Origin of the sequence: Arthrobacter sp. NicSoilB8 (assembly GCF_019977355.1) — a bacterium.
Taxonomy (GTDB): domain Bacteria; phylum Actinomycetota; class Actinomycetes; order Actinomycetales; family Micrococcaceae; genus Arthrobacter.
Map to the genome: position 1 here is coordinate 4,052,660 of NZ_AP024655.1, position 21,074 is coordinate 4,073,733.

General features: G+C 67.3%; 19 protein-coding genes. 6 read left to right on the top strand and 13 right to left on the bottom strand.

All coding sequences use genetic code 11. The features are described 5' to 3' along the window. Positions 1-763 precede the first annotated feature (763 nt). Both LDO15_RS18275 and LDO15_RS18280 read left to right on the top strand, forming a co-directional pair. Positions 764-1,735 carry a cytochrome b/b6 domain-containing protein gene (locus tag LDO15_RS18275; RefSeq protein WP_223980864.1) on the top strand — a complete coding sequence of 324 codons (972 nt, stop codon included), beginning with the start codon at positions 764-766 and terminating at the stop codon, positions 1,733-1,735. A 179-nt stretch (positions 1,736-1,914) separates the two neighbouring features. Beyond that, a complete protein-coding gene (locus LDO15_RS18280) occupies positions 1,915-2,808 on the top strand; it encodes a hypothetical protein (protein WP_223980866.1) in 894 nt (297 codons plus the stop codon). Between the two features lie 65 nt (positions 2,809-2,873). Here the strand turns inward: LDO15_RS18280 and LDO15_RS18285 are convergent, their stop codons facing one another. Both LDO15_RS18285 and LDO15_RS18290 read right to left on the bottom strand, forming a co-directional pair. Further along, positions 2,874-3,569: a redox-sensing transcriptional repressor Rex gene (locus LDO15_RS18285; RefSeq protein ID WP_223980868.1), complete on the bottom strand. Its 696-nt coding sequence runs from the start codon at positions 3,567-3,569 to the stop codon at positions 2,874-2,876. Between the two features lie 74 nt (positions 3,570-3,643). Further along, the gene (locus LDO15_RS18290) at positions 3,644-3,916 is read right to left on the bottom strand and encodes a glutaredoxin family protein (protein ID WP_223980870.1); all 273 of its coding nucleotides are present in this window, start codon (positions 3,914-3,916) and stop codon (positions 3,644-3,646) included. Positions 3,917-4,060: 144 nt separating this feature from the next. On the opposite strand from LDO15_RS18290, the gene LDO15_RS18295 reads away from it, so the two are divergent. Beyond that, positions 4,061-4,879 carry an HAD-IB family hydrolase gene (locus LDO15_RS18295; protein ID WP_223980872.1) on the top strand — a complete coding sequence of 273 codons (819 nt, stop codon included), beginning with the start codon at positions 4,061-4,063 and terminating at the stop codon, positions 4,877-4,879. Positions 4,880-5,099: 220 nt separating this feature from the next. On the opposite strand, the gene LDO15_RS18300 is transcribed toward LDO15_RS18295, so the two are convergent. The 3 genes from LDO15_RS18300 to LDO15_RS18310 form a co-directional block, all read right to left on the bottom strand. Continuing rightward, complete coding sequence (locus LDO15_RS18300) at positions 5,100-5,198, bottom strand: AURKAIP1/COX24 domain-containing protein (protein WP_003792170.1); 99 nt, start codon at positions 5,196-5,198, stop codon at positions 5,100-5,102. A 205-nt stretch (positions 5,199-5,403) separates the two neighbouring features. Further along, entirely contained in the window at positions 5,404-5,625 is a 222-nt protein-coding gene (locus LDO15_RS18305) for a helix-turn-helix domain-containing protein (protein WP_223980874.1), read from the bottom strand. 298 nt (positions 5,626-5,923) lie between these two features. Then, positions 5,924-7,066, bottom strand: coding sequence for a 3-deoxy-7-phosphoheptulonate synthase (locus LDO15_RS18310; protein ID WP_223980875.1), 1,143 nt, complete (start codon positions 7,064-7,066; stop codon positions 5,924-5,926). A gap of 393 nt (positions 7,067-7,459) precedes the next feature. Here LDO15_RS18310 and LDO15_RS18315 point away from each other — a divergent pair, with 393 nt between their 5' ends. Further along, positions 7,460-8,836, top strand: a complete 1,377-nt coding sequence (locus tag LDO15_RS18315) for an alpha-hydroxy acid oxidase (protein WP_276572931.1) — start codon at positions 7,460-7,462, stop codon at positions 8,834-8,836. 89 nt (positions 8,837-8,925) lie between these two features. Here LDO15_RS18315 and LDO15_RS18320 read toward each other — a convergent pair whose 3' ends face one another. Together LDO15_RS18320 and LDO15_RS18325 are read right to left on the bottom strand one after the other, a co-directional pair. After that, a complete protein-coding gene (locus LDO15_RS18320; RefSeq protein ID WP_223980877.1) occupies positions 8,926-9,579 on the bottom strand; it encodes a metalloregulator ArsR/SmtB family transcription factor in 654 nt (217 codons plus the stop codon). Between the two features lie 81 nt (positions 9,580-9,660). Further along, positions 9,661-10,884: an acetoin utilization protein AcuC gene (locus tag LDO15_RS18325; protein WP_223980880.1), complete on the bottom strand. Its 1,224-nt coding sequence runs from the start codon at positions 10,882-10,884 to the stop codon at positions 9,661-9,663. 118 nt (positions 10,885-11,002) lie between these two features. Here LDO15_RS18325 and LDO15_RS18330 point away from each other — a divergent pair, with 118 nt between their 5' ends. Together LDO15_RS18330 and LDO15_RS18335 are read left to right on the top strand one after the other, a co-directional pair. Continuing rightward, positions 11,003-12,436 (top strand): potassium transporter TrkG, encoded by a 1,434-nt coding sequence (locus LDO15_RS18330; RefSeq protein ID WP_223980883.1) that lies wholly within the window; start codon positions 11,003-11,005, stop codon positions 12,434-12,436. Continuing rightward, positions 12,429-13,115: a TrkA family potassium uptake protein gene (locus tag LDO15_RS18335; RefSeq protein ID WP_043423362.1), complete on the top strand. Its 687-nt coding sequence runs from the start codon at positions 12,429-12,431 to the stop codon at positions 13,113-13,115. The genes LDO15_RS18330 and LDO15_RS18335 overlap by 8 nt, the downstream gene beginning before the upstream one ends. A 68-nt stretch (positions 13,116-13,183) precedes the next feature. Here the strand turns inward: LDO15_RS18335 and proC are convergent, their stop codons facing one another. The 6 genes from proC to topA form a co-directional block, all read right to left on the bottom strand. Continuing rightward, the gene (gene proC, locus LDO15_RS18340; protein WP_223980886.1) at positions 13,184-14,017 is read right to left on the bottom strand and encodes a pyrroline-5-carboxylate reductase; all 834 of its coding nucleotides are present in this window, start codon (positions 14,015-14,017) and stop codon (positions 13,184-13,186) included. Positions 14,018-14,587: 570 nt separating this feature from the next. Next, positions 14,588-15,991, bottom strand: coding sequence for an RNA polymerase sigma factor (locus tag LDO15_RS18345; protein WP_223980889.1), 1,404 nt, complete (start codon positions 15,989-15,991; stop codon positions 14,588-14,590). Between the two features lie 24 nt (positions 15,992-16,015). Beyond that, complete coding sequence (locus LDO15_RS18350; RefSeq protein WP_223980892.1) at positions 16,016-16,357, bottom strand: YciI family protein; 342 nt, start codon at positions 16,355-16,357, stop codon at positions 16,016-16,018. Between the two features lie 146 nt (positions 16,358-16,503). Then, on the bottom strand, positions 16,504-17,508 hold the full coding sequence (locus LDO15_RS18355) for a Ppx/GppA phosphatase family protein (RefSeq protein ID WP_223980895.1): 1,005 nt from the start codon (positions 17,506-17,508) through the stop codon (positions 16,504-16,506). 83 nt (positions 17,509-17,591) lie between these two features. Further along, entirely contained in the window at positions 17,592-18,065 is a 474-nt protein-coding gene (locus tag LDO15_RS18360) for an SseB family protein (RefSeq protein WP_223980898.1), read from the bottom strand. A 118-nt stretch (positions 18,066-18,183) separates the two neighbouring features. Next, positions 18,184-20,922: a type I DNA topoisomerase gene (topA, locus tag LDO15_RS18365; RefSeq protein WP_223980901.1), complete on the bottom strand. Its 2,739-nt coding sequence runs from the start codon at positions 20,920-20,922 to the stop codon at positions 18,184-18,186. Between the last annotated feature and the right edge of the window lie 152 nt (positions 20,923-21,074).

The window sequence follows — 21,074 nt, forward strand, 5'->3', positions numbered from 1 at the left end:
CTGGCCTGCAGCGGGCCAGGCGCCCGCACGCGTTGTCCCGGCAGGAACGGCAGCGCAGTCACCGGCTGTTCCCGGGGCGGGGTTGGTCACCGCCAGGCCGGCGGCCGCCATGCCCTCTTCCGCGGGTGTTGCCAGAGAAACGGCGCCGGGTTCGGCGTTGTCCGCTCCGGTACCCGTAGTGAACGCAGTACCCGCAGTGAGCGCAGTGAACGCAGGCGGCGCGGTGGCGCGGCAGCTTCGTCGCGGGCTGCCGCGCGTGCCGGGCGGCGAGCCTTGGCCGCCGGCGGGCGAGGTTTCGGTATCAGCGGCGGTTCCGTCCCGGGCTCCCGCCGCAGGCGCCACGCCCCCACCGGCCTCAGATGCTGCCGCGGCTTCTGCTGCCGAGAAAGCAGTACCCGCTGCGCGTGAGGTGCCGACAGCGGCGTTGCCTGCAGCTGCTCCTTCAACGGCCCCCGGAATCCCGGCCACACGAACCACCTCGCTTCGTCGCGGGCTTCCCCGCGTCCCCGGCGGTGAACCGTGGCCGCCAGCCGGGCCTGCGCCGGCGGTCGCGGCCGCCCCAGTCGCTGCCGCCCCAGTCGCTGCCGCCCCAGTCGCTGCCGCCCCGGTCGCTGCCGCCCCTGCGATCGCTGCTGCTCCGGCGGTTACTGCCGTCCCTGCGGGGCCGGCGGCTCCCGAACCCATCGCCGAGTCCCATGCCCCGGCTGCCAGCGTGGCGGAGACCGAGGCGGAGCCGACGGCGGCCGCAAGTGCACCCGCCGTCGTGGCCGCCCCGGCACCGGCGGCCCGGCCCGTAGCCGCCGAAAAGCCCGTGAGGCTAAAGGCCGAAGCAAGGCTCTACGGTTCGCGCACCGTGGGTCAGTGGATCAAGCTCGCCGTGCTCCTTGCCGTCGGCGCCGTGGCCGCCGCAGCGATTCTTGTGCTGGCCGCGCGCGGTGTGACGACGCTGCCGGGAGTGCCGGAGTTCCTCAAGAGGTACCCCGGCGAATATGGCCTGCCTGAGACCGCCGAGCCCGGCTTCCCGTGGTGGGCGCAATGGGCGCACTTCCTGAACTTCTTCCTGATGGTGCTCATCATTCGCTCCGGCTATCAGGTGCGCACTCAGCAGAAGCCGCCGGCATTCTGGACGCCCAAGCGCGGTGGCAAGAAAATCAGCATCAACCTGTGGCTGCACCAGTCGCTCGACATCTTGTGGCTGGCCAACGGAGTCATCTTTGTGGTGCTGCTGTTTGCCTCCGGCCGCTGGATGCGGATCGTACCGTCCAGCTGGGACGTGTTCCCGAACGCGCTCTCCGCGCTCCTGCAGTACATGACCCTCGACTGGCCCGTGGAGACCGGCTGGGTGAACTACAACAGCCTGCAGCAGCTCATGTACTTCCTCGTGGTGTTCATCGCGGCCCCGCTCGCGGCGATCACCGGTGTGCGCATGAGCGAGTTCTGGCCGAAGAACGCGAAGACGCTGAACAGGATCTACCCGGTGGAGGCCGCGCGCGCGATTCACTTCCCGACGATGCTGTTTTTCGTGCTGTTCATTCTCATTCACGTGTTCCTGGTGTTCTCGACCGGTGCGCTGCGCAACTTGAACCATATGTTCGGCGGCACCGATGCGGTGAACTGGGTCGGGTTCTGGCTCTTCGCGGCCGCAATCGCCGTCACCGCGGCCGGGTGGTACGCCGCCCGTCCGCTCGTGCTCGCACCAATCGCGAAGCTGTTCGGTCAGGTGAGCAGCCGCTAGGCAGGTGGACCAGAAATGTGGATCAAAACAGCAGTTCGAAAGAGGGCCGAGAATACCTCTCCGGAATGATCCGCGCGGCGGCCGCCCCGCGGTACGGTGGAGCTAAACCATGCTGGGGGCAGGGCAGGATCGCTGGTCCCGGTGGCCGATTCAGTGATTGACATGCAAAGGACCGCTTCATGAGCAACCCTCCAGTCCAGCCTTCACCTTCCAACGGCTCCGAGCCGGGCGAATCCACTCCGGCCTACGGCCAGAACGCCCCGCAGACCCCGCAAACTCCCCAGACCCCGCAGTTTGGCCAGCAGACACCCCCGGCCTACGGCCAGAACGCCCCGCAAACCCCGCAGTACGGCCAGCAGACACCCCCGGCCTACGGCCAGAACGCCCCGCAAACCCCGCAGTACGGCCAGCAGACACCCCCGGCCTACGGCCAGAACGCCCCGCAAACCCCGCAGTACGGCCAGCAGACACCCCCGGCCTACGGCCAGAACGCCCCGCAAACCCCGCAGTACGGCCAGCAGATGCCCCCGGCCTACGGCCAGAACGCCCCGCAGTACGGCCAGTCCCCCTATGGCGCGTACCCGTCCGAACAGCCGCAGCCGCTGCCTCCCACCGCGGCGCCCCAGCTTGTTAATACCTCGTTCTGGCTGATCGTGGCGGCCGGTGCCGTGTGGGTCATCTCCATGCTGGTGTCGCTGGGAACCCTGGACTCCCCCGCCGTCCGGGATCTGTTCGAGCAGCAGATGGCCACGAGCGGAACGAAGGTCGATTTCGAGTCCATCAAGGGTTTCCTGATCGGAACGATCGTGGTGTTCGCCGTGATCAGCGCAGGACTCTACGCCCTTGTCGCGTTGAATGTCCGCAAGGGTAAGAACTGGGCTCGCATTCTGGGCACCGTGTTCGCCGCCCTGTCGATCTTCAACCTCTTCCCGCTCAGCCTCGCCACCCTGGCGGCCCTGCTCGGCATTGCGGCCATCGTGTTGCTGTACTTGCCCGCAGCATCGCCCTATTTCCAGAAGCGGCAGCCCTTTGCCAACCCCTACGGACAGCCCGGGGGCCCCTACGGGAAGTAGCGGCACACAGAACCACCCAGCAAGGAACCGTGCAGCGGGCGCGGGAGCCGGAGGCCTTGCCGATCCTAGTCGGCGTCCTCCGGATCCTGCGCCCGCTGTGCGTGGTAAGCCAGGATCTGAAGTTCAGTTGCCATGTCGACTTTGCGGAGGTTGACCCCCGGGGGGACCTGCAGCATCACCGGCGCGAAGCTGAGGATGCTCCGCACACCGGCGGCAATCACCCGGTCGCAAACATCCTGGGCGACCGCGGCGGGCAAGGCCAGAACTACCATGTTGGCGCCCGTCCGCTGCAGCACTGGTTCAAGGTCGGCGGAATCGCTGACGCGCAGCCAGCCTACTTCGCTGCCCACCACCATCTGGTCGGCGTCGAATATCGCCACAATGTCAAAGCCCCGCGATTCAAAGCCGCCGTACCGGGCCAACGCCTTGCCCAGGTTGCCCGCACCGACAATCGCGACCTTCCAGTCATGCGTGAGCCCGAGCGCGGCGGCAATGTGCCGGTTCAGGTACTGGACCTCGTAGCCCACCCCGCGGGTTCCGTAGGAGCCGACGTAGGAAAGGTCCTTGCGCAGCGTCGAGGAACTGACCCCGGAGGCCTCGGCCAGCGACTCGGACGAGACCCTGTCCACCCCGTCAGCCAGCAGTGTGGTCAGGGCGCGCAGATAGATGGTCAGCCGGGCCACGGCCGCGGGCGGAATCTGCTTGGCGGCAGTCCCTGCGTCTCCGGGAACAGCCCCGGGAGATGAATCCAGCGAAGTCACTATCTGCTCCATTGCGTCGCGTTGTGCTTCCCACTCTAGAGCCCCCGCGCATCACGCAACAAAGCAGCCGGCCGTCAGGACGGCTGGCCGAGTATCCGCTGCAGGGTCCGGGTCAGGCGTGCCTCGTCGATCTTCCAGAAATCCCGCTGGACACCGTCCACCAGCACTACCGGAATCTCCTCGGCGAAGCGTTCGCGCAGATCGGCGTCGTCATCCACCGAGTGCTCGCTCCATCCGATTCCGAGCGCGGCAGTGACGCGACCGACGGCGGCGCGCGCCTCCGCGCACAGGTGACAGTCAGCTTTGGTGATGAGTACTACATCGGGGAACGACGGGGGCTTGGCCATGCATCCACCGTAGCCCGGCGGCCGCTGCGGCGTCGACGCGCTGCACGGTCCGCAAGCGGCCACAGCGCGGCCACAGCGCAGTCTTGCCGCCGCGTCGCGCGCCCGACGGGCGGTCAGGAGCCGGCCATTGACTAGACTCGTGGCATGCCCGAGGAGAAATACGTCGCTGTCGCCAGCGAGCCTGCTGCATCGACGCAGCACGGCGAGGCCGCATTTTTCGACGTCGACAACACCCTCATGAAGGGCGCAAGCCTCTTCCATGTGGCGCGCAAGCTGCACCAGCGCGGCGCGTTCACCCTGCCGCAGGCCGCCGGTTTCGCCTGGAAGCAGCTCATGTTCATACTGCGCGGCGAAAACATGGACGATGTCCATGCCGTCCGCGATTCGGCCCTGCGGCTGGCCGCCGGCATCACGCGGAAGGATATCGAAGCCCTGGGCGAAGAAGTCTACGACGAGATGATTGAGTCGCGGATCTGGCCGGGGACCAAGGCCCTGGCCGAACAGCACCTCCGGGTCGGGCGCAAAGTATGGCTCGTCACGGCGACTCCGATCGAGGTGGCCACCGTCATTGCCACCCGGCTGCGCCTGACCGGAGCGCTGGGCACGGTGGGCGAGATTCTTGACGGCTCATACACGGGACAGCTCGTGGGAGATATCCTCCATGGACCGGCCAAGGCAGTCGCGGTCCGGGGAATCGCGGAGGAGCAGGGGCTGGACCTCAAGCGCTGCTGGGCTTACAGCGATTCCCACAACGACATCCCGCTGCTGAGCATGGTCGGCCACCCGGTCGCCATAAACCCCGACGGCAAGCTGCGCCGCTACGCCCGCGAGCACAACTGGCCCGTCTACGACTTCCGCTCGGGCCGGCGCGCCGCCACGTTGGGATTCAAGGCCGCCACGGTCGGAGGGGTCATCTACGGCCTCTGGCGGGGGTTCTCCCGCTTCCGCGGCCCCAGCCGCTAAGCCCCGCAACCTTTCCGCGGCGGATGCGGACGCGCACGGCGCGGATCCGGGGCGCCCGCATCCGCACCCGTAGCCCGCGCCCGCACCCGTAGCCCGCGCCCGAACCCGTCGCGAAGTCCGACGCTGCCGCCTTCGGTGCGAAACCTACCCGCCGTTTGAGGGCAAGAAAAATGCCCGCCGCCTGGAAGGCAACGGGCATTTCATGCAGTGCGAAGTATTGCTACTTCTTATTGCGACGCTGGTGGCGCGTCTTGCGAAGCAGCTTGCGGTGCTTCTTCTTGGCCATACGCTTGCGACGCTTCTTAATAACTGAACCCACGAAAGTTCCTTACCGGCTAGATGCAGTACCTGCCTGTTGGGAAGGGTCCGCGGGCTAAGCAGCAGACTGAAACAACGGACAGGTTCTTACAATGACGTAAAACGTTCCTTAACAGGGTACCGCTTCTGCGGGGCACCCCATGACCGCGGGCCACATGCGGGACCCAAAGCAGTCGGTTGACTCTGTGAAAGTCGGTGCGGACTGGTCAGCCAGTCCCGGCTTGGCCGTCACTTCGGTCGACGACGGCACCCTTGAGGTACTGTTCGACGGCGTTTTCCGGCACCCGGTAGGAGCGGCCGAAGCGGACGGCCGGCATCTCCCCCGAATGTACAAGACGATACACAGTCATTTTTGATACCCGCATGAGTTCCGCGACTTCGGCCACGGTCAAAAAACGGGCCTTGGAGAAGTTGGCCTCCGTAGACATTTCCCTATTCCTTTGCTCAAGCGAACGGCAGCCCCACCTGATGACATGGCGGTGTGCCGATGCTGAGCCATCAAACAACCATGTGATAGCAACTCTAGTTGCTCATGGTGCCAATGTGAAAGACTTCGCGGGAATCCCCCCGCACGTTTCGCGGGAATCCCGAAACCCTCCGAAGCCGGCCCACGGCGCCGATGCAGTTGTCGACGCACTGTGTCGATGCAGCCTGTTGGGCACTGTGTCGATGCACTGCGTCGATGCCCTGTGTCGATGCTCCGTGACGGCGCACCGGGCTCTGGCCTCAGGCGCGGGTCCGGCGGGTGCGGGCGGAGGCGGCCAGCTGGCCGAGTACCGACGCCGTGACATCCCAGTCCATGCAGGCATCCGTGACGCTCTGGCCGTAGACCAATTCGTCCCTTCCGGCGTCGGGAGTCTTGCCTGTGCCTGCGGCGCTGACGTCGGTGTTGACATCAAGGTTCTGGGCCCCACCCACGAGGAAGCTCTCCAGCATGACGCCGGCGATCGCCCCGGCAGCGGCTCCGGCGTTTTCCAGCTGGGCGCCGATTTCGAGGGCGACCTCGGCCTGCCGGTGGTGGCTCTTGCCGCTGTTGGCGTGGCTGGCGTCGACGATCAGGCGGGGATTCAGCTGCTTCGCGGCGAGCTTGGCGGAGGCTGCTTCAACGTCGGCAGCGGAGTAGTTGGGTCCCTTGCGTCCGCCGCGGAGGATGACGTGGGTGTCCGGGTTGCCGGCGGTGGCCACGAGCGCGGCCCTGCCGTCGTCGTCGATCCCCAGGAACGCTTGGGCGGCCGCGGCGGCGCTGCAGGCGTCGAGCGCCACTTGGAGGTCGCCGTCGGTGCCGTTCTTGAAGCCGATCGGCATCGACAGCCCGGAGGCCAGCTGGCGGTGGATCTGGCTCTCCGTGGTGCGGGCGCCGATCGCGCCCCAAGCGACGAGGTCCGCGACGTACTGGGGGCTGATGGGTTCGAGGAACTCGGTGGCGGTGGGCAGGCCGAGCGCAGTGACCTGCCGAAGGAAAGCCCGGGCCGCGCGGAGCCCCGCGGCGATGTCGTGGCTGCCATCCAGCCGGGGGTCGTTGATCAGGCCCTTCCAGCCCACCGTGGTGCGCGGCTTCTCGAAGTAGGTGCGCATGACGATCAGCAGGTCTTCGCGGTGCTTCTCGGCCTGGCTCACCAGCCGGCGGGCGTATTCGAGTCCGGCCTTGGGATCGTGAATGGAACAGGGGCCGACGATCACGAGGAGCCGGTCGTCCACGCCGTCCATGATGGCGCGGACCTCGTCGCGGCTGCGTGCCACCACCTCGGCCATGCGGGACTCCAGCGGCAGCTCCGCCATAAGATCCTGCGGAGTAGGCAGCGGGGTGAACTCGCTGACGCGCAGGTTCGAGGTGGACTGCTGGTTGTCGGCGACTGCTTCGATGCTCATGTTCGGGTCCTGTTCCGGATGCGGAGCGGGCCCTGATCAGAACCCGCCGGAGAAATGGCGAAGGGCAGAGAATGATCTCTGCCCTGTTGGCTCTGAAGGAAAGTTGGATGCGTGTCAGTTAGACGCGGGCCCCTCCAGAGCCAACGAAAAATACGCATACCAACGGTTAGTCATAGCCAAGACCATAGCCCCGGAGCCGGGGCGGGGCAAACGCCGTGCGTAACATTGCGCAACCCCGCCGCCTTCCCACGCCGCTGACCTGCACCGTCGAGACTGCACTTCGCGGCAGTGTTCCGCGCTGGCACTGCCGCGAAGTGCGCTCTCGGTGCGTGCCGGCACCCCCTAGAGTGTGAGGGACCACAGCACGAGCATCCGACCGCTTTGGAGGAAGCCATGACGCAGACTTTCCCGCCCGACAACCCAGAGGCTCCCACAACGCCCCGCTCGACTGCGCCGGACGTCCGGGCGCCAGGCACCACGGCATCGGCGCCGGCATCCGCATTGGCATCGGGGCCAAATACACCCGCGGCCGGAGGGCTTCCGGCCGCGCTGAAGCGCCGGGTGCCCAGGTACGCGGACCTCGCGCCCCTGATGCAGTTCAAGAAGCCTGAGTTCAGCCGGGCCGCCAGGCTTCGCCGTGCCAGCACCATCTGGGATCTGCGCGACATGGCCAAGCGCCGTACGCCCCGGGCGCCGTTCGACTACACCGACGGCGCGGCGGAGGCCGAAATCACTCTCAGCCGCGCCCGCCAGGCCTTCCTGGACATTGAGTTCCGGCCCGGGATCCTGCGGGACGTCTCCAGCATCGACCTGAGCACCGACATTCTGGGCGGCCCGTCACGGCTGCCGGTGGGCATCGCGCCCACGGGATTCACCCGGATGATGCAGTCCGAGGGCGAATACGCCGGCTCCCGGGCCGCCGAAGCCGCCGGCATTCCGTACACCCTCTCCACCATGGGCACGGCGTCCATCGAAGACGTGGCCGCCGCCGCCCCCGGGGGCCGCAACTGGTTCCAGCTCTACTTGTGGACGGACCGGGACCGGTCCCTGGAACTGATCCAACGCGCCGCCGCGGCCGGCAACGAAACCCTCATGGTCACCGTGGACACCGCCGTCGCCGGCGCCCGGCTCCGCGATGTCCGCAACGGCATGACCATCCCGCCGGCCCTGACACTCAAGACCGTCCTGGACGCGTCCTACCGGCCCGCCTGGTGGTTCAACTTCCTCACCCACGAACCCCTGACCTTCGCCTCGCTCTCCCGCTACACGGGCACGGTCGCGGATCTCATCAACTCCATGTTCGACCCCACTCTGACCTTCGAGGACCTCGACTGGCTCCGTGAAGTCTGGCAGGGCAAGCTCGTGGTCAAGGGCATCCAGACGGTCGAGGATGCCCGCAAGGTGGTGGACCACGGCGCCGACGGAATCGTGCTCTCCAACCATGGCGGCCGCCAACTGGACCGGGCACCGATTCCGTTCCACTTGCTCCCCGAGGTCTCCGCCGCGTTGAAGGCGGACCGCAGCGACGCGGCGATCATCCTGGACACCGGCATCATGAGCGGCGCGGATATCATCGCCGCCCTCGCCCTCGGCGCCGACTTCACGCTGATCGGCCGCGCCTACCTATACGGGCTCATGGCCGGCGGCCAGCCCGGCGTCGACCGCGCCCTCCAAATCCTGGAAAAAGACATGCAGCGCACCATGGCTCTGCTGGGCGTCAGCAAGCTCGCGGATCTCACCCCCGACCACGTGCGGATCCTCCGGCAGTAGCCGCCCGCCCGGCGGCCCGCCCGCCCAACTGACTCGCAGCAGGGGCCGTTCTGAGCGCTCAGAACGGCCCCTGCTGCGAGTCAGTTGGGTTATTTTTTGCGGCCGAATTTCGGCAGGTTGGCGAGCAGATCCGCGGCCCTGGTGGCGGCGCGGCCCACGGTCCGCCCGATCTGCTGGGGCATCTTGTCCTCGCCCGCCGTTCCGACCGGGATGACGACGGCGGGACTCAGCGGACTGCCGGCAGGACGGCCCGCCAATGCGGCCGCGGACAGCGGGGCGGGTTGCGCCGCGGCCAGGCCCGTGCCGGACTGCCCTGCCACGGGCTGCGTGGCCGCCAGGCTGTCCCGGGCGGCGGCTGGGCTGGATTCGACGAGGCTGGGTTCGGCGAGGCTGGGTTCGGCGAGGCTGGGTTCGGCGAGGCTGGGTGCGGCGAGGCTGGGTGCGGCGACGCGGGCGGGCGCCGCGTCCGCTGCCGCGGCAGGGAGGACGTCGAACGCCTGCAGCCAGTTGGCGATCCCGGCGAGGGGCTTCGGGTTGAGCGCGTAGTAGCGCTTCTGGCCCTGGGCGCGCATGCTCACCAGGTCCGCTTCGCGAAGGACTTTGAGGTGTTTGGAAATGGTGGGCTGGCTTGCCTCAAGTTCCTGGACCAGTTCCCCCACTGCCTTATCCCCCTTGCGGAGGGCCACCAGGATGTCGCGCCTGGTTGCCTCAGCAATGACGGCAAATACGTCGTCTGTCACCATGCCCTCCACACTAGCGACATATACGCCAGATGGCATCCACAAATTACGGCCCTGCTACGTGGCCTCATTCCCGGCCGGGAGCTAGTCGAACCAGGGGTCCAGCCCGTGAAGGGGGAACACCTCTTTGCGGGTGGCCATGATGGTGCGGTCCACCGCGTCATTGGGGTCGAAACCCACTTCCCACGACCGCCACCAGAGGTCGACGTCGTCGCCCATCACCTCGGGCGGTTCCACACCGAACTTGGCCCCGTATTTGTCTTTGACGTAGCTGCGCCAGTCCTCGGGAACCGGGGTGCGCAGAGGAACCGGGCGGCCGGCGGCAATGGCTATGAGGTGGCTCCAGGCGCGGGGCACCACGCTGACCACGTTGTATCCGCCGCCCCCCGTGGAAATCCACCGGTTGTCGCAGTAGCGCACGGCGAGGTTGCCGATGGCCGTGGCGGCCTCGCGCTGGCCGTCCACACTGATGTTCAGATGGGTCAGCGGGTCAAGCCGGTGCGAGTCGCATCCGTGCTGGCTCACGATGACTTCCGGTTCGAACGCGCCAACGAGCTGCGGCACGACGGCGTGGAAGGCCCGCAGCCAGCCGGCGTCGGCGGTGCCGGCCGGCAGGGCGACGTTCACGGCGCTGCCCTGCGCGTTCGGGCCGCCGATTTCATTGGCAAATCCAGTGCCCGGGAAGAGGGTCAGCCCGGACTCGTGCAGCGAAATCGTCAGGACGCGCGGGTCGTCCCAGAAGATGCTCTGCGTCCCGTCACCGTGGTGCGCGTCGACGTCGACGTACGCCACGCGCCGGACACCGCCGTCGAGCAGGCGCTGGATGGCCAGGGCGGCGTCGTTGTAGATGCAAAAACCGCTGGCCCGGTCCCTCGAGGCATGGTGCATCCCGCCGCCGAAGTTCACGGCCCGCACCGCGCTGCCGTCCAGGACGGCGGCGGCCGCCAGCAGTGAGCCGCCGGCCAGCCGGGCGCTGGCCTCGTGCATGCCGGCGAAGGCGGGGTCATCCTCGGTTCCCAGACCCCTGGCTTCATCGGGCGTGCCCGGGTTTTCGGAGACGCGCCGCACGGCGGCCACAAAGTCCGGGCTGTGGACCGCGCACAGTTCCTCGTCGGCGGCGACGTCAGGGGCGGCTACCGTGACGTGATCCAGATCCAGGAGGCCCAGGCTGCCGGCGAGCCTCGCCGTGAGCTCCATACGCTCGGGCGCCATGGGGTGGCTGTGGCCAAAGTTGTAGGCGGTCATGGCGGGATCCCACACCACCGTCGTTGGCAGCGCGGTCTGAGCGAGTCCGGGCAGGAATGTCATCAATCACAGGCTACCTGAGCAGGTCCCGGCTTCCCGCGCGTGCACCGGTGCTCCCCCGGCCATTACGCGGTGTTTAGTGGTTTACTACTGGGGGAAGCAGTTTCAACCGAGGAAAAACATGACGCAAAGCCAGTCGAGGTCCACGAGCCCGGCCAGCTGGCAACCAGGTATGCCGGAGCGGGACGGCCTGTGGATCTTCACACGCCTGCGCGACTTCATTGACAGCATCGCGAACAGCTCGCCGGCCCGCCTGGCGCTCTCGGCGTTCGGCGTCGTCATCCTGGTCTTCACCACGTTGCTCTCCCTGCCTGTGTCCTCCGCGACAGGGCAAGTCACCCCTCTTCATGAGGCCCTCTTCACCGCGGTCTCCGCCGTCTGCGTCACGGGCCTGACCGTGGTCTCCACAGCCGTGCACTGGTCCTTCTTCGGCCAGCTCGTGATCCTGGTCGGCATTTTCGTGGGCGGCCTGGGCACCCTGACCCTCGCATCGCTGCTGGCGCTCATGGTCAGCAAGAAGCTCGGAGTCCGCGGCAAGCTGATCGCCCAGGAAGCCATGAACAACGCCGGCCGGCTGGGCGAGGTCGGTACGCTGCTCCGGATCGTGATCGTGACGTCCGTCGTGATCGAGGGCGCCCTGGCCCTGGCCCTGATCCCCCGTTTCCTGGTCCTCGGAGAGAGTTTCCCGCAGGCCGTCTGGCACGGCGTGTTCTACGCCATTTCCTCCTTCAACAATGCCGGTTTCACACCCCATTCCGACGGGATCGTCCCGTACGAAACCGACCTCTGGATCCTCGTCCCGCTCATGCTCGGCGTCTTCCTGGGCAGCCTTGGCTTCCCCGTCGTCATGGTGCTGCACCAGAACGGCCTGCGCTGGAAGAAATGGAACCTGCACACCAAGCTGACCATCCAGGTGTCGTTGATCCTCCTCGCCGCCGGGACGCTCCTCTGGGGGTTCCTGGAGTGGGACAATGTGCGCACCATCGGGGGCATGGACCTCGGCGACAAGATCACGCATTCGCTGTTTGCCTCCGTCATGCTGCGGTCCGGCGGCTTCAACCTTGTCGAACAGAACCACATGGAATCCACCACCATGCTGCTCTCCGACGCCCTCATGTTCGCCGGCGGCGGCTCGGCATCCACGGCCGGCGGCATCAAGGTGACCACCATCGCCGTGATGTTCCTGGCCATCGCCGCCGAGGCCCGCGGCGACGCCGACGTGAAGATCTACGGCCGCACCATCCCGGAGGGCACCATGCGGGTGGCCATTTCGGTGATCGTCGCCGGTGCCACCCTCGTCTCGGTCTCGGCCCTGCTGCTCCTGCACATCAGCGGGGCTTCCCTGGACCGGGTCCTGTTTGAGACCATTTCCGCCTTCGCCACGGTGGGCCTGAGCACCAACCTCAGTGCCGAATTACCGCCGTCGGGGGTGTACGTCCTCGCCGTGCTCATGTTTGCCGGGCGCGTCGGGACGGTCACCCTTGCCGCCGGCCTGGCCCTGCGCCAGCGCAGCCAGCTGTACCACTATCCGGAAGAGAGACCGATCATTGGCTAGTTCCTCAGGCGCCGTCAACCGCCCCGCCCACAACGCCCCCGTGCTGGTGATCGGGCTGGGCCGTTTTGGCGCATCCACCGCAGAGCAGCTGGTCAAGCAGGGCAGGGAGGTTCTGGCCATTGAGCGCGACCGCAACCTCGTGCAGAAGTGGGCGAGCGTCCTGACACACGTCGTGGAAGCTGACGCGACCAACATCGACGCGCTCCGCCAGCTCGGCGCCCAGGAATTCAGTTCCGCGGTGGTTGGGGTGGGCACCTCGATCGAATCCTCGGTGCTGATCACCGTGAACCTCGTGGACCTCGGGATCGAGCACCTCTGGGTCAAGGCCATCACACCCTCGCACGGCAAGATCCTGACCCGGATCGGCGCCAACCACGTCATCTACCCTGAGGCCGACGCCGGTGTCCGCGCCGCGCACCTGGTCTCCGGCCGCATGCTGGACTTCATCGAGTTCGACGACGACTTCGCGATCGTCAAGATGTACCCGCCGCGCGAGACCGTGGGATTCACCCTCGACGAATCCAAGGTCCGCTCGAAGTACGGCGTCACGATTGTTGGCGTGAAATCCCCGGGCGAGGACTTCACCTACGCGCGGCCGGAAACCAAGGTTTCCTCACGGGACATGCTCATTGTTTCAGGCCACGTGGACCTGCTGGAGCGGTTCGCCGCACGCCCCTAAGTCACCGCAGGGGCCGCCGACGGCGACGCTGTCACCAACGGGACGTCCGGCGCCGCCTCCGGGCAGGCTCAGGCGAGCTGCCGGGTGATTTCCGCGGCGCGGACGGCGGCCGCCCGGACGCCGTCGGCGATGATCGCCGGCAGGCCCCGCTCGTCAAAGGTGGCGATGGCCCGTTCCGTGGTACCGTTCGGGCTCGTGACAGCCTTGCGCAGCGCCGTGGGATCCGCGCCGGGCTCGGCCAGCATGAAGCCCGCGCCGGCGACGGTCTCGCGGGCCAGCAGCAGCGACAGCTCCGGATCCAGGCCCAGCTCCACCCCTGCCGCCGCCATGGCCTCGGCCAGATAGAAAGCGTAGGCCGGACCCGACCCGCTGACCGCCGAGAGGGCATCCACTTGGTCTTCCGGAATCTCCACCACCGTGCCGGCCGCGGCGAGGATATCCTTCGCGTGCTGGAGCTGCTCGGCCGAGCAGCTGGTGCCGGCGGAGACGGAGACGACGCCGCGGCCCAGCTTCGCCGGGGTGTTCGGCATCGTGCGGATGACCGGCTGTCCGGCGGGGAGGGCCGCCTCCAGCTGCTGCAGGGATACTGCGGCCGCAACGCTGATAACGATCGTGTCCGGCGAGAGGGAGTCGCTGATTTCCCGTGCCAGGTCCGCGATGCCCACGGGCTTGACGCCGAGGATCACGACGCCGGAGCCGGTGACGGCCTGCTTGTTGTTCTCCGGCTCTTCTTCACCGGCGATGGCCGTGATCCCGTGATGCCGCTCGGCCAGCTCGGCAGCGCGTTCAGCCCGGCGGACTGTGGCGACGATATCGGCCGGGTCGACCCCGCCGTCGATCAGGCCGCCCAGAATGGCCTCGTTCATTGACCCACAGCCCAGGAATGCGATTCGGTTGCTCATCTCCCCATCATGGCAGTCCGGTGCGATTCCCAGCCAGTTCACATCTTTACCGCAGTCAGTGCACAACTTTGACCCCTAACGTAGTAACTACCTCATTGAGGGTGCGAGTGATGCAGCAGGCATGCGGATGCCTGCGCGGCACCGGTGGTCTGTAGCGGGTTTTCCCATTTTTCGCGCGACAGACCATCGGTGCCTTTGCCGTTTAAGTTCACTTCCCATGATCCCGGACAAGGTTTAGACAAGGGTTATGAGTCAAAACGTGTGCAGATGCCGGACGTGCCGGGGGCTGTCCGGCGGAGACCCTGAGCTGGCGGACTCTGGGCCACGGACCGTGAGCTGGCGGAGCCGGGCGCCTTCACCACCCGGCGCAGCACGCCGCCTGATTGCCAGCCAACGCACAGGAAAATCCCGCCGGACGCCCATAAACGGCCACTACTTTGGAAAGTGCCTCAACAGGTGCGAGTGATGATAGCCGGTTCCGCCGGAGCCGGCGGTACGCCGGGCGTTTGCAGCAGAGTTCCCCCAAGTCCTGCTCCAACCGCCCGGCGTTACTCGTTTAACCGCCCTGTCCTAGGATCCCAGCGGGTCCGGCCGCCCACCGTCCGCCGCCTCCCCGGCGCCTAGATTCCGGAGCCTCCCTTCCAGGAACCGGCGTTCCGTAGTGCTGCCGGCAAGCTCCAAGGCCCGGCGGTAAGCTTCGGCGGCCTCCGGAAAGCGGCTCAGGCGCACCAGGAAGTCGGCACGGACGGCGTGGAAGAGGTAGTAGTTCCCCAGTCCCAGTTCTTCAACCGCCGCCAACGCGGCAGCGGGCCCGTCCAGTTCGGCAAGGGCGACGGCGCGGTTCAGCGCCACCACCGGTCCGGGCGCGACGGCCACGAGCTGGTCGTACAGCTGCAGGATCTGCGCCCAGTCGGTGTCCCCCGCCGTCGCGGCATCACTGTGGACGGCGTTGATCGCCGCCTGAAGCTGATACGGCCCGGGACGGTTCCGGCGCAGGCACCGCCGGACCAGTTCCTGGCCTTCGGCGGCCTGGGCGGTGTCCCAGCGCTCGCGGTCCTGTCCCGCCAGCAGCACCAGGCCGCCGTCGGGGGTGAAGCGCGCGGCGCGCCGGGACTCGATGAGCAGCATCAGTGCCAGCAGTCCCGTTGCCTCCGGCTCATCCGGCATCAGAGATGCCAGCAGCCTGCCAAGCCGGATGGCTTCCGCGCAAAGCCCCGCACGCGCCGGACCGTCCGCGGGGCCCTGATTGTAGCCTTCATTGAAGATGAGATAGAGGACCGACAGCACCGAATCCAGCCGTTCGGGCAGTTCGGCCCCCTGCGGGACGCGGTACGGGATCTTCGCATCCCGGATTTTCGCCTTGGCCCGCACCAGCCGCTGTGCCATGGTCGCCTCCGGCACCAGGAAGGCCCGGGCGATCTCCGCCGTCGTCAATCCGCCCAGTAGCCGCAGCGTGAGCGCCACCTGGGCGGATCTGGCGAGGGCGGGATGGCAGCACGTGAAGATCAGCCGCAGAGTGTCATCGTCCACGTCGTAGACTCCTGACTGTTCTGCCATGAACTGCTCCTCCACGGCGGGCGCGGGTCCGCTTCCGGACCGCGCCGCCGCCAGCAGGGCCGCCTGCGCATGTTTGTCCTCGCGGGAGGCCTCCCTCCTCAGCCGGTCGATGGCCCGGCGGCGTGCGGTGGTGATGATCCAGCCGGCCGGGCTGGGCGGGACGCCTGCCGAGGGCCAGTGCTGGACCGCCGCCGCAAACGCGTCCTGGACGGCGTCCTCGGCTATATCGATATTCCCGAAGATGCGCGCCAGGACGGCTACCGCGCGGCCGTACTCGTGCCGGTACACCCGAGCGATGTCCGCCTCGGTGGCGCCGGCGGCAGCGGCACTGTCACCGGCACGGGCACGGGCACGGGCACGGGCAGCGTCACGGGCACGGGAACTGGCGCCGGCACCAGAGCTCGCGTTGTCTCCCATGGCCGCTCCCCCTCCGCCCGCCGGCTAGTGCTGGAAGGGACGCACTTCGACGGGGAGCGTGGTGGCGCCGGCCAGCTTCCGCGCCCAGCCGAGGGCAGCGTCCAGGTCATCGGCCTCGATGACGGTGAAGCCGCCAAGGTGCTCTTTGCCTTCGGTGAACGGCCCGTCGGTGATGAGGATTTCGCCGCCGCGTGGCCGGAGGACCGTGGCGGACTCTGCCGGGTGAAGTCCGGCGGCGAACACCCACGCCCCGGCCGCCTGCATCTCACTGTTGAGGGCCGCGAGGTCGCGCATGATCGGTTCGAGGACCTCCGGTCCCGGGGCGGGGCCGTCCGGCTGGTAAATGCTGAGCAGGTACTGCGACATTTCGTGCCTCCTTGTCGGATCAGTTTGTCGGATCAGTTTGTCGATTCAGTTTCTCGATTCAGCCGGCGGCGTGCCGGCTTCTCAGCAACTACACGAACGGTGGCCCTGCAGATCGACACGGGGGCGGGTTCGCTCCGGGCAAGGGCTCAGGAGGCTTTTTCCGGCGCCTGGAGCTCGGCCGGCGGACGCTGCGTCACATGCGGTGCGGGATCCAGGGGTCCCTCGAACACGAGCTGGTCCAGGCGGCGCAGGATGAGTCCCTCGCGAAGCGCCCACGGGCAGATTTCCATGCTGGCGAACTCGAACATTTCCAGGGCCGCCTCCGCGACCAGGGCGCCGGCCAGGACCTGCTGTGCGCGGGCCTCCGAGACGCCGGGGAGGTGAAGCCTGTCTTCGACCTCCATGGCCGAGATGCGCTGTGCCCAGAGCCCCAGGTCGAGGGCCAGAAGCTCGCGCTTGACGTAGGGTCCGGCGGCGCTCGGGGCGGCCCCGGCGATCCTGGCGAGGGACCGGAAGGTCTTGGAGGTGCCCGCGACGAGGTTGGGCCGGCCCAGCTTCTCGAACTTGCGCACCGCAGGCTTCAGCGTGGAGCGGATGTAGCGGCGCAGTTCCTTGATGCTCTTGGCCGAGGGCGGGTCCTCCGGGAGCCAGTCGCGGGTCAGCCGGCTGGCGCCGAGCGGGACAGACATCGCCAGCTCGGGCAGCTCGTCCTGTCCAAGGGCCATCTCGAAGGAGCCGCCGCCGATGTCCAGGTTTAGGATGGGCCCGGCGCCCCAGCCATACCAGCGCCGGACCGCGAAAAACGTCATGGAGGCCTCTTCACTGCCGGTGAGCTCCCGGAGGGTGACCGTGGTTTCATGCTTGACGCGGGCCAGGACCTCCGCGCCGTTGGTGGCCTCGCGGATGGCCGAGGTGCAGAACGCGAGGAGGTCATCGGCCTTGTGCTTGGCCGCAAATTCCCACGCTTCCAGGACGAACTCGACGAGTTCATGCTGCCCGGCGTCGTTGATGTTGCCGTGTGCATCGAGAAACTGCACGAGGGACAACGGCCGCTTGTGCGAGGCAAAAGGGACCGGGCGGGCGCCTGGGTGGGCGTCGACCAGCAGCAGGTGGACGGTGTTGGACCCGATGTCGAGGACGCCTAGACGCATGCTGCCATTATTGTCCCCGCGCAAGCGGCTGGTCTAACTGCGACGTCGGCAGCCGCGAGGAAGTCCGCCGTCCGGGCCGCGGCTCAGGCCTGGTCCGGGTCCTGTGCCGGACGGTCCGCTTCGCCGGCAGTACCGTCCTCAGGCTGGTCGGAAGGCTTGAAGTCCCGGCGGATGTTGGCCACGCCTTCCGGATCGATTTCAAAGCCGTAGGCGGCCCCGGGGTTGATCACCATGCCAAGCTCGTCGCCCAGGTTGCCGATGATCGCGGCGCCCTGCGTGCCGAGCACGTTCGGAGCGGCCGCGAGATACTGCTCGGTGACACGGCTGGGGTGCGAGAACACGGCCAGGACCGGTTTGCCGGAGGAGTTCGCCAGAACCAGCGGCTCCACCTGCGACTCGGGGCCTTCGAGGGCGTCGGAGCTGACCACGTAGACCTCGTTGTTGAGGAAGGCCAGGATCACGTCCACGGGGTTGGCGTCCGGCTGCTCCCCCCGGGCAAGCTGCTCTTCGAGCTCGTTCAGCGGCTGGTTGTCCAGGTGTGCGGGCTGTTCAGTCATGTTCCTACTCGATCACGTCCGCGCCCGGTCCGCAAACGCGAATTCGCCGGGAACTTGCGGAGTCGCCGGAAGGGTCCCGGCGTGTCCGCACGTTTCCGGCGAATTCGGCATTGCGGTGCTATTTCTTGGCGGGGGCCTTGCGGGCCGGTGCCTTGCGGGCCGTCGTCGTGCGCTTGACCGGGCCCCGGGCGCGCTTCTCGGCGAGGAGTTCTACGGCCTGTTCCCGCGTCAGTTCCTCCACCGAGGTGCTGCGCGGCACGGTGATGTTGGTGATGCCGTCGGTGATGTACGGGCCGAAGCGGCCTTCCTTCACCACGATGTTCTTCTCCGAGACGGGGTCCGGGCCGAACTCGGCCAGCGGCGGCACCGCGGCACGGGCGCCGCGCTGCTTGGGCTGCGAGTAGATTTCCAGCGCCTGCTCGAGCGTGATCGTGAAGATTTCCTCTTCGGAGCCGATCGAGCGGGAGTCCGTGCCCTTCTTCAGGTAGGGGCCGAACCGGCCGTTCTGCACCGTGATCGGGTTGCCGTCGGCGTCCTGGCCGAGCACGCGGGGCAGGCTCATCAGCTGCAGAGCCTCGTCCAGGGTGATCGAGTCCACGCTCATGGAGGCGAAGAGCGACCCCGTGCGCGGCTTGGCCTTGACGGGCTTCTTCGCCGGCTTCGGCTTGCCGTTCTTGTAATACTCGACGGGCTGGCTGGCCAGCTGTTCCTCGGTCATCTCCGGGATGATCTCGGTGACGTAGGCGCCGTAGCGGCCGTTCTTGGCTACGACCGTATGCCCGGTGTGCGGGTCCGTGCCAAGGACACGCTCCTCCGGTGCCGCGGTCTCCATGAGTTCGACGGCCTTGGCGGCGGTGAGTTCGTCCGGTGCGAGGTCCTCGGGGACGTTGGCGCGGGCGGATTCGACCACCTCGCCGGTCTTGGGATCCACGGTCGGGACGGAGCTTTCCAGGTACGGGCCGAATTTCCCGACCCGCAGCGTGATGCCGTCGGCGATCGGAATGGAATTGATTTCGCGGGCGTCGATCTCGCCGAGGTTGTTGACGATGCTCAGCAGGCCGGGCTCGGAGTCTTCACCGAAGTAGAAGTGCTTGAGCCAGGCGGGTCCGGCGGCCTCGCCGTTGGCGATCTTGTCCAGGTCCGCTTCCATGTCGGCCGTGAACTCGTAGTCCACGTAGTCGTGGAAATGCTGTTCGAGCAGCCGGATCACGGAGAACGCGATCCAGCTCGGGACCAGCGCGGAGCCCTGCTTCCGGACGTAGCCGCGGTCCTGGATGGTGGAGATGGTGGAGGCGTAGGTCGACGGGCGGCCGATGCCCTTCTTTTCCAACTCCGCGGTCAGCGACGCTTCGGTGTAACGCGGCGGCGGCGAGGTCTCATGGCCGACGGCGACGATGTCCGACGCCGTGAGCGCGTCGCCCTTGGCCACGTTCGGCAGGCGGCGTGCTTCCTCGGAGTCCTCGTCGCCGCGGCTTTCGTCCTTGCCCTCTTCATACGCGGCCAGGAAGCCAGGGAAGGTGATGACGGTGCCCGACGCCGAGAATTCGGCGTCGCGTCCGGCGGCTGCGCCGTCCACTGTCACCGCGCCGAGGCGGATGGTAGCGGTGGAGCCCTTCGCGTCGGCCATCTGCGAGGCAACCGTGCGCTTCCAGATCAGCTCGTAGAGCCGGAATTCGTCGCCGGAGAGCTGCTTGGCCACCTGGGCCGGGGTGCGGAAGGAGTCACCGGCGGGACGGATGGCCTCGTGGGCCTCCTGGGCATTGGCGGCCTTGCTCGTGTAGACCCGAGGGGACTGGGGAACGTATTCCGTGCCGTACAGCTCGGACGCCTGACGCCGGGCCGCGGTGACGGCCTCGTCGCTCAGTGCGGACGAGTCCGTACGCATATAGGTGATGTAGCCGTTTTCGTAGAGCCGTTGGGCCACCTGCATGGTGCTCTTGGAGGAGAAGCGCAGCTTGCGGCCGGCCTCCTGCTGCAGAGTGGAGGTGGTGAACGGCGCCGCAGGGCGGCGGGTGTACGGCTTGGTGTCGACGGAACGGACCTGGAAGTCGGCCGTCTGCAGGCCTGCCGCCAGCGAGGTGGCGAGTTCCTCGTTGAGGTGGACGACGTTGCGCGAGGTGAGTTCGCCGTCGTCGTTGAAGTCACGGCCGCTGGCGACTTTGGCGCCGTCCACCGCGGCGAGCTTTGCTTTGAAGGCACCCGAGTCGGCACCGAACTGGCCGGTCAGGTCCCAGTAGGAAGCGGATTTGAACGCCATGCGCTCACGTTCCCGGTCCACCACCATGCGGGTCACCACGGACTGCACGCGGCCGGCGGACAGCCCGCGCGCCACCTTGCGCCACAGGACCGGGGAGATTTCGTAGCCGTAGAGCCGGTCCAGGACGCGCCGGGTTTCCTGCGCGTCCACCAGGTCCTGGTCCACGTCGCGCAGGTTGTCCATGGCGCGGTGGATGGCTTCCTTGGTGATTTCGCCGAAGGTCATCCGGTACACCGGAACTTTTGGCTTGAGGACTTCCAGCAGGTGCCACGCGATGGCCTCGCCCTCGCGGTCCCCATCGGTTGCGAGATAGAGCGCGTCGGCGTCTTTGAGCTGGGCCTTGAGTTCGGCCACCTTTTTCTTCTTGTCCGCGGACACCACGTAGTACGGCTTGAAGTCGTTGTCGATGTCGACGGCGAACTTGCCCAGCGGGGTCTTCTTCAGTTCCGCGGGGAGCTCGGAGGGCTGCGGAAGGTCGCGGATGTGACCAATGGAGGCCTCAACGATGAAGCCCTCGCCCAGGTACTTGGCGATGGTCTTGCTCTTGGCGGGAGACTCCACAATCACGAGTTTCTTGCCTGTTTTGGCCTTGCTTGGCACGGTGCTCCTACAGAAAAAGGTGGCTCGGGCAGATGCGCCCATACCCGCCTAGTTCACCATATTTTGCAGATTCCCGCGCATCCGGCCGGAAATGACGGCCGCGCCGGGGGTGGTTCCGGCCGCAATGAAGCCGGGTGTCCGGCGGTTCGGGA

Excerpts from the sequence above, each read along its gene's own strand:
- LDO15_RS18280 (WP_223980866.1), top strand. The coding sequence starts at position 1,915 with ATGAGCAACCCTCCAGTCCAGCCTTCACCTTCCAACGGCTCCGAGCCG.
- LDO15_RS18290 (WP_223980870.1), bottom strand. The coding sequence starts at position 3,916 with ATGGCCAAGCCCCCGTCGTTCCCCGATGTAGTACTCATCACCAAAGCT.
- LDO15_RS18295 (WP_223980872.1), top strand. The coding sequence starts at position 4,061 with ATGCCCGAGGAGAAATACGTCGCTGTCGCCAGCGAGCCTGCTGCATCG.
- LDO15_RS18305 (WP_223980874.1), bottom strand. The coding sequence starts at position 5,625 with ATGTCTACGGAGGCCAACTTCTCCAAGGCCCGTTTTTTGACCGTGGCC.
- LDO15_RS18310 (WP_223980875.1), bottom strand. The coding sequence starts at position 7,066 with ATGAGCATCGAAGCAGTCGCCGACAACCAGCAGTCCACCTCGAACCTG.
- LDO15_RS18315 (WP_276572931.1), top strand. The coding sequence starts at position 7,460 with ATGACGCAGACTTTCCCGCCCGACAACCCAGAGGCTCCCACAACGCCC.
- LDO15_RS18320 (WP_223980877.1), bottom strand. The coding sequence starts at position 9,579 with ATGGTGACAGACGACGTATTTGCCGTCATTGCTGAGGCAACCAGGCGC.
- LDO15_RS18325 (WP_223980880.1), bottom strand. The coding sequence starts at position 10,884 with ATGACATTCCTGCCCGGACTCGCTCAGACCGCGCTGCCAACGACGGTG.
- LDO15_RS18330 (WP_223980883.1), top strand. The coding sequence starts at position 11,003 with ATGACGCAAAGCCAGTCGAGGTCCACGAGCCCGGCCAGCTGGCAACCA.
- proC (WP_223980886.1), bottom strand. The coding sequence starts at position 14,017 with ATGAGCAACCGAATCGCATTCCTGGGCTGTGGGTCAATGAACGAGGCC.
- LDO15_RS18345 (WP_223980889.1), bottom strand. The coding sequence starts at position 15,991 with ATGGGAGACAACGCGAGCTCTGGTGCCGGCGCCAGTTCCCGTGCCCGT.
- LDO15_RS18350 (WP_223980892.1), bottom strand. The coding sequence starts at position 16,357 with ATGTCGCAGTACCTGCTCAGCATTTACCAGCCGGACGGCCCCGCCCCG.
- LDO15_RS18355 (WP_223980895.1), bottom strand. The coding sequence starts at position 17,508 with ATGCGTCTAGGCGTCCTCGACATCGGGTCCAACACCGTCCACCTGCTG.
- LDO15_RS18360 (WP_223980898.1), bottom strand. The coding sequence starts at position 18,065 with ATGACTGAACAGCCCGCACACCTGGACAACCAGCCGCTGAACGAGCTC.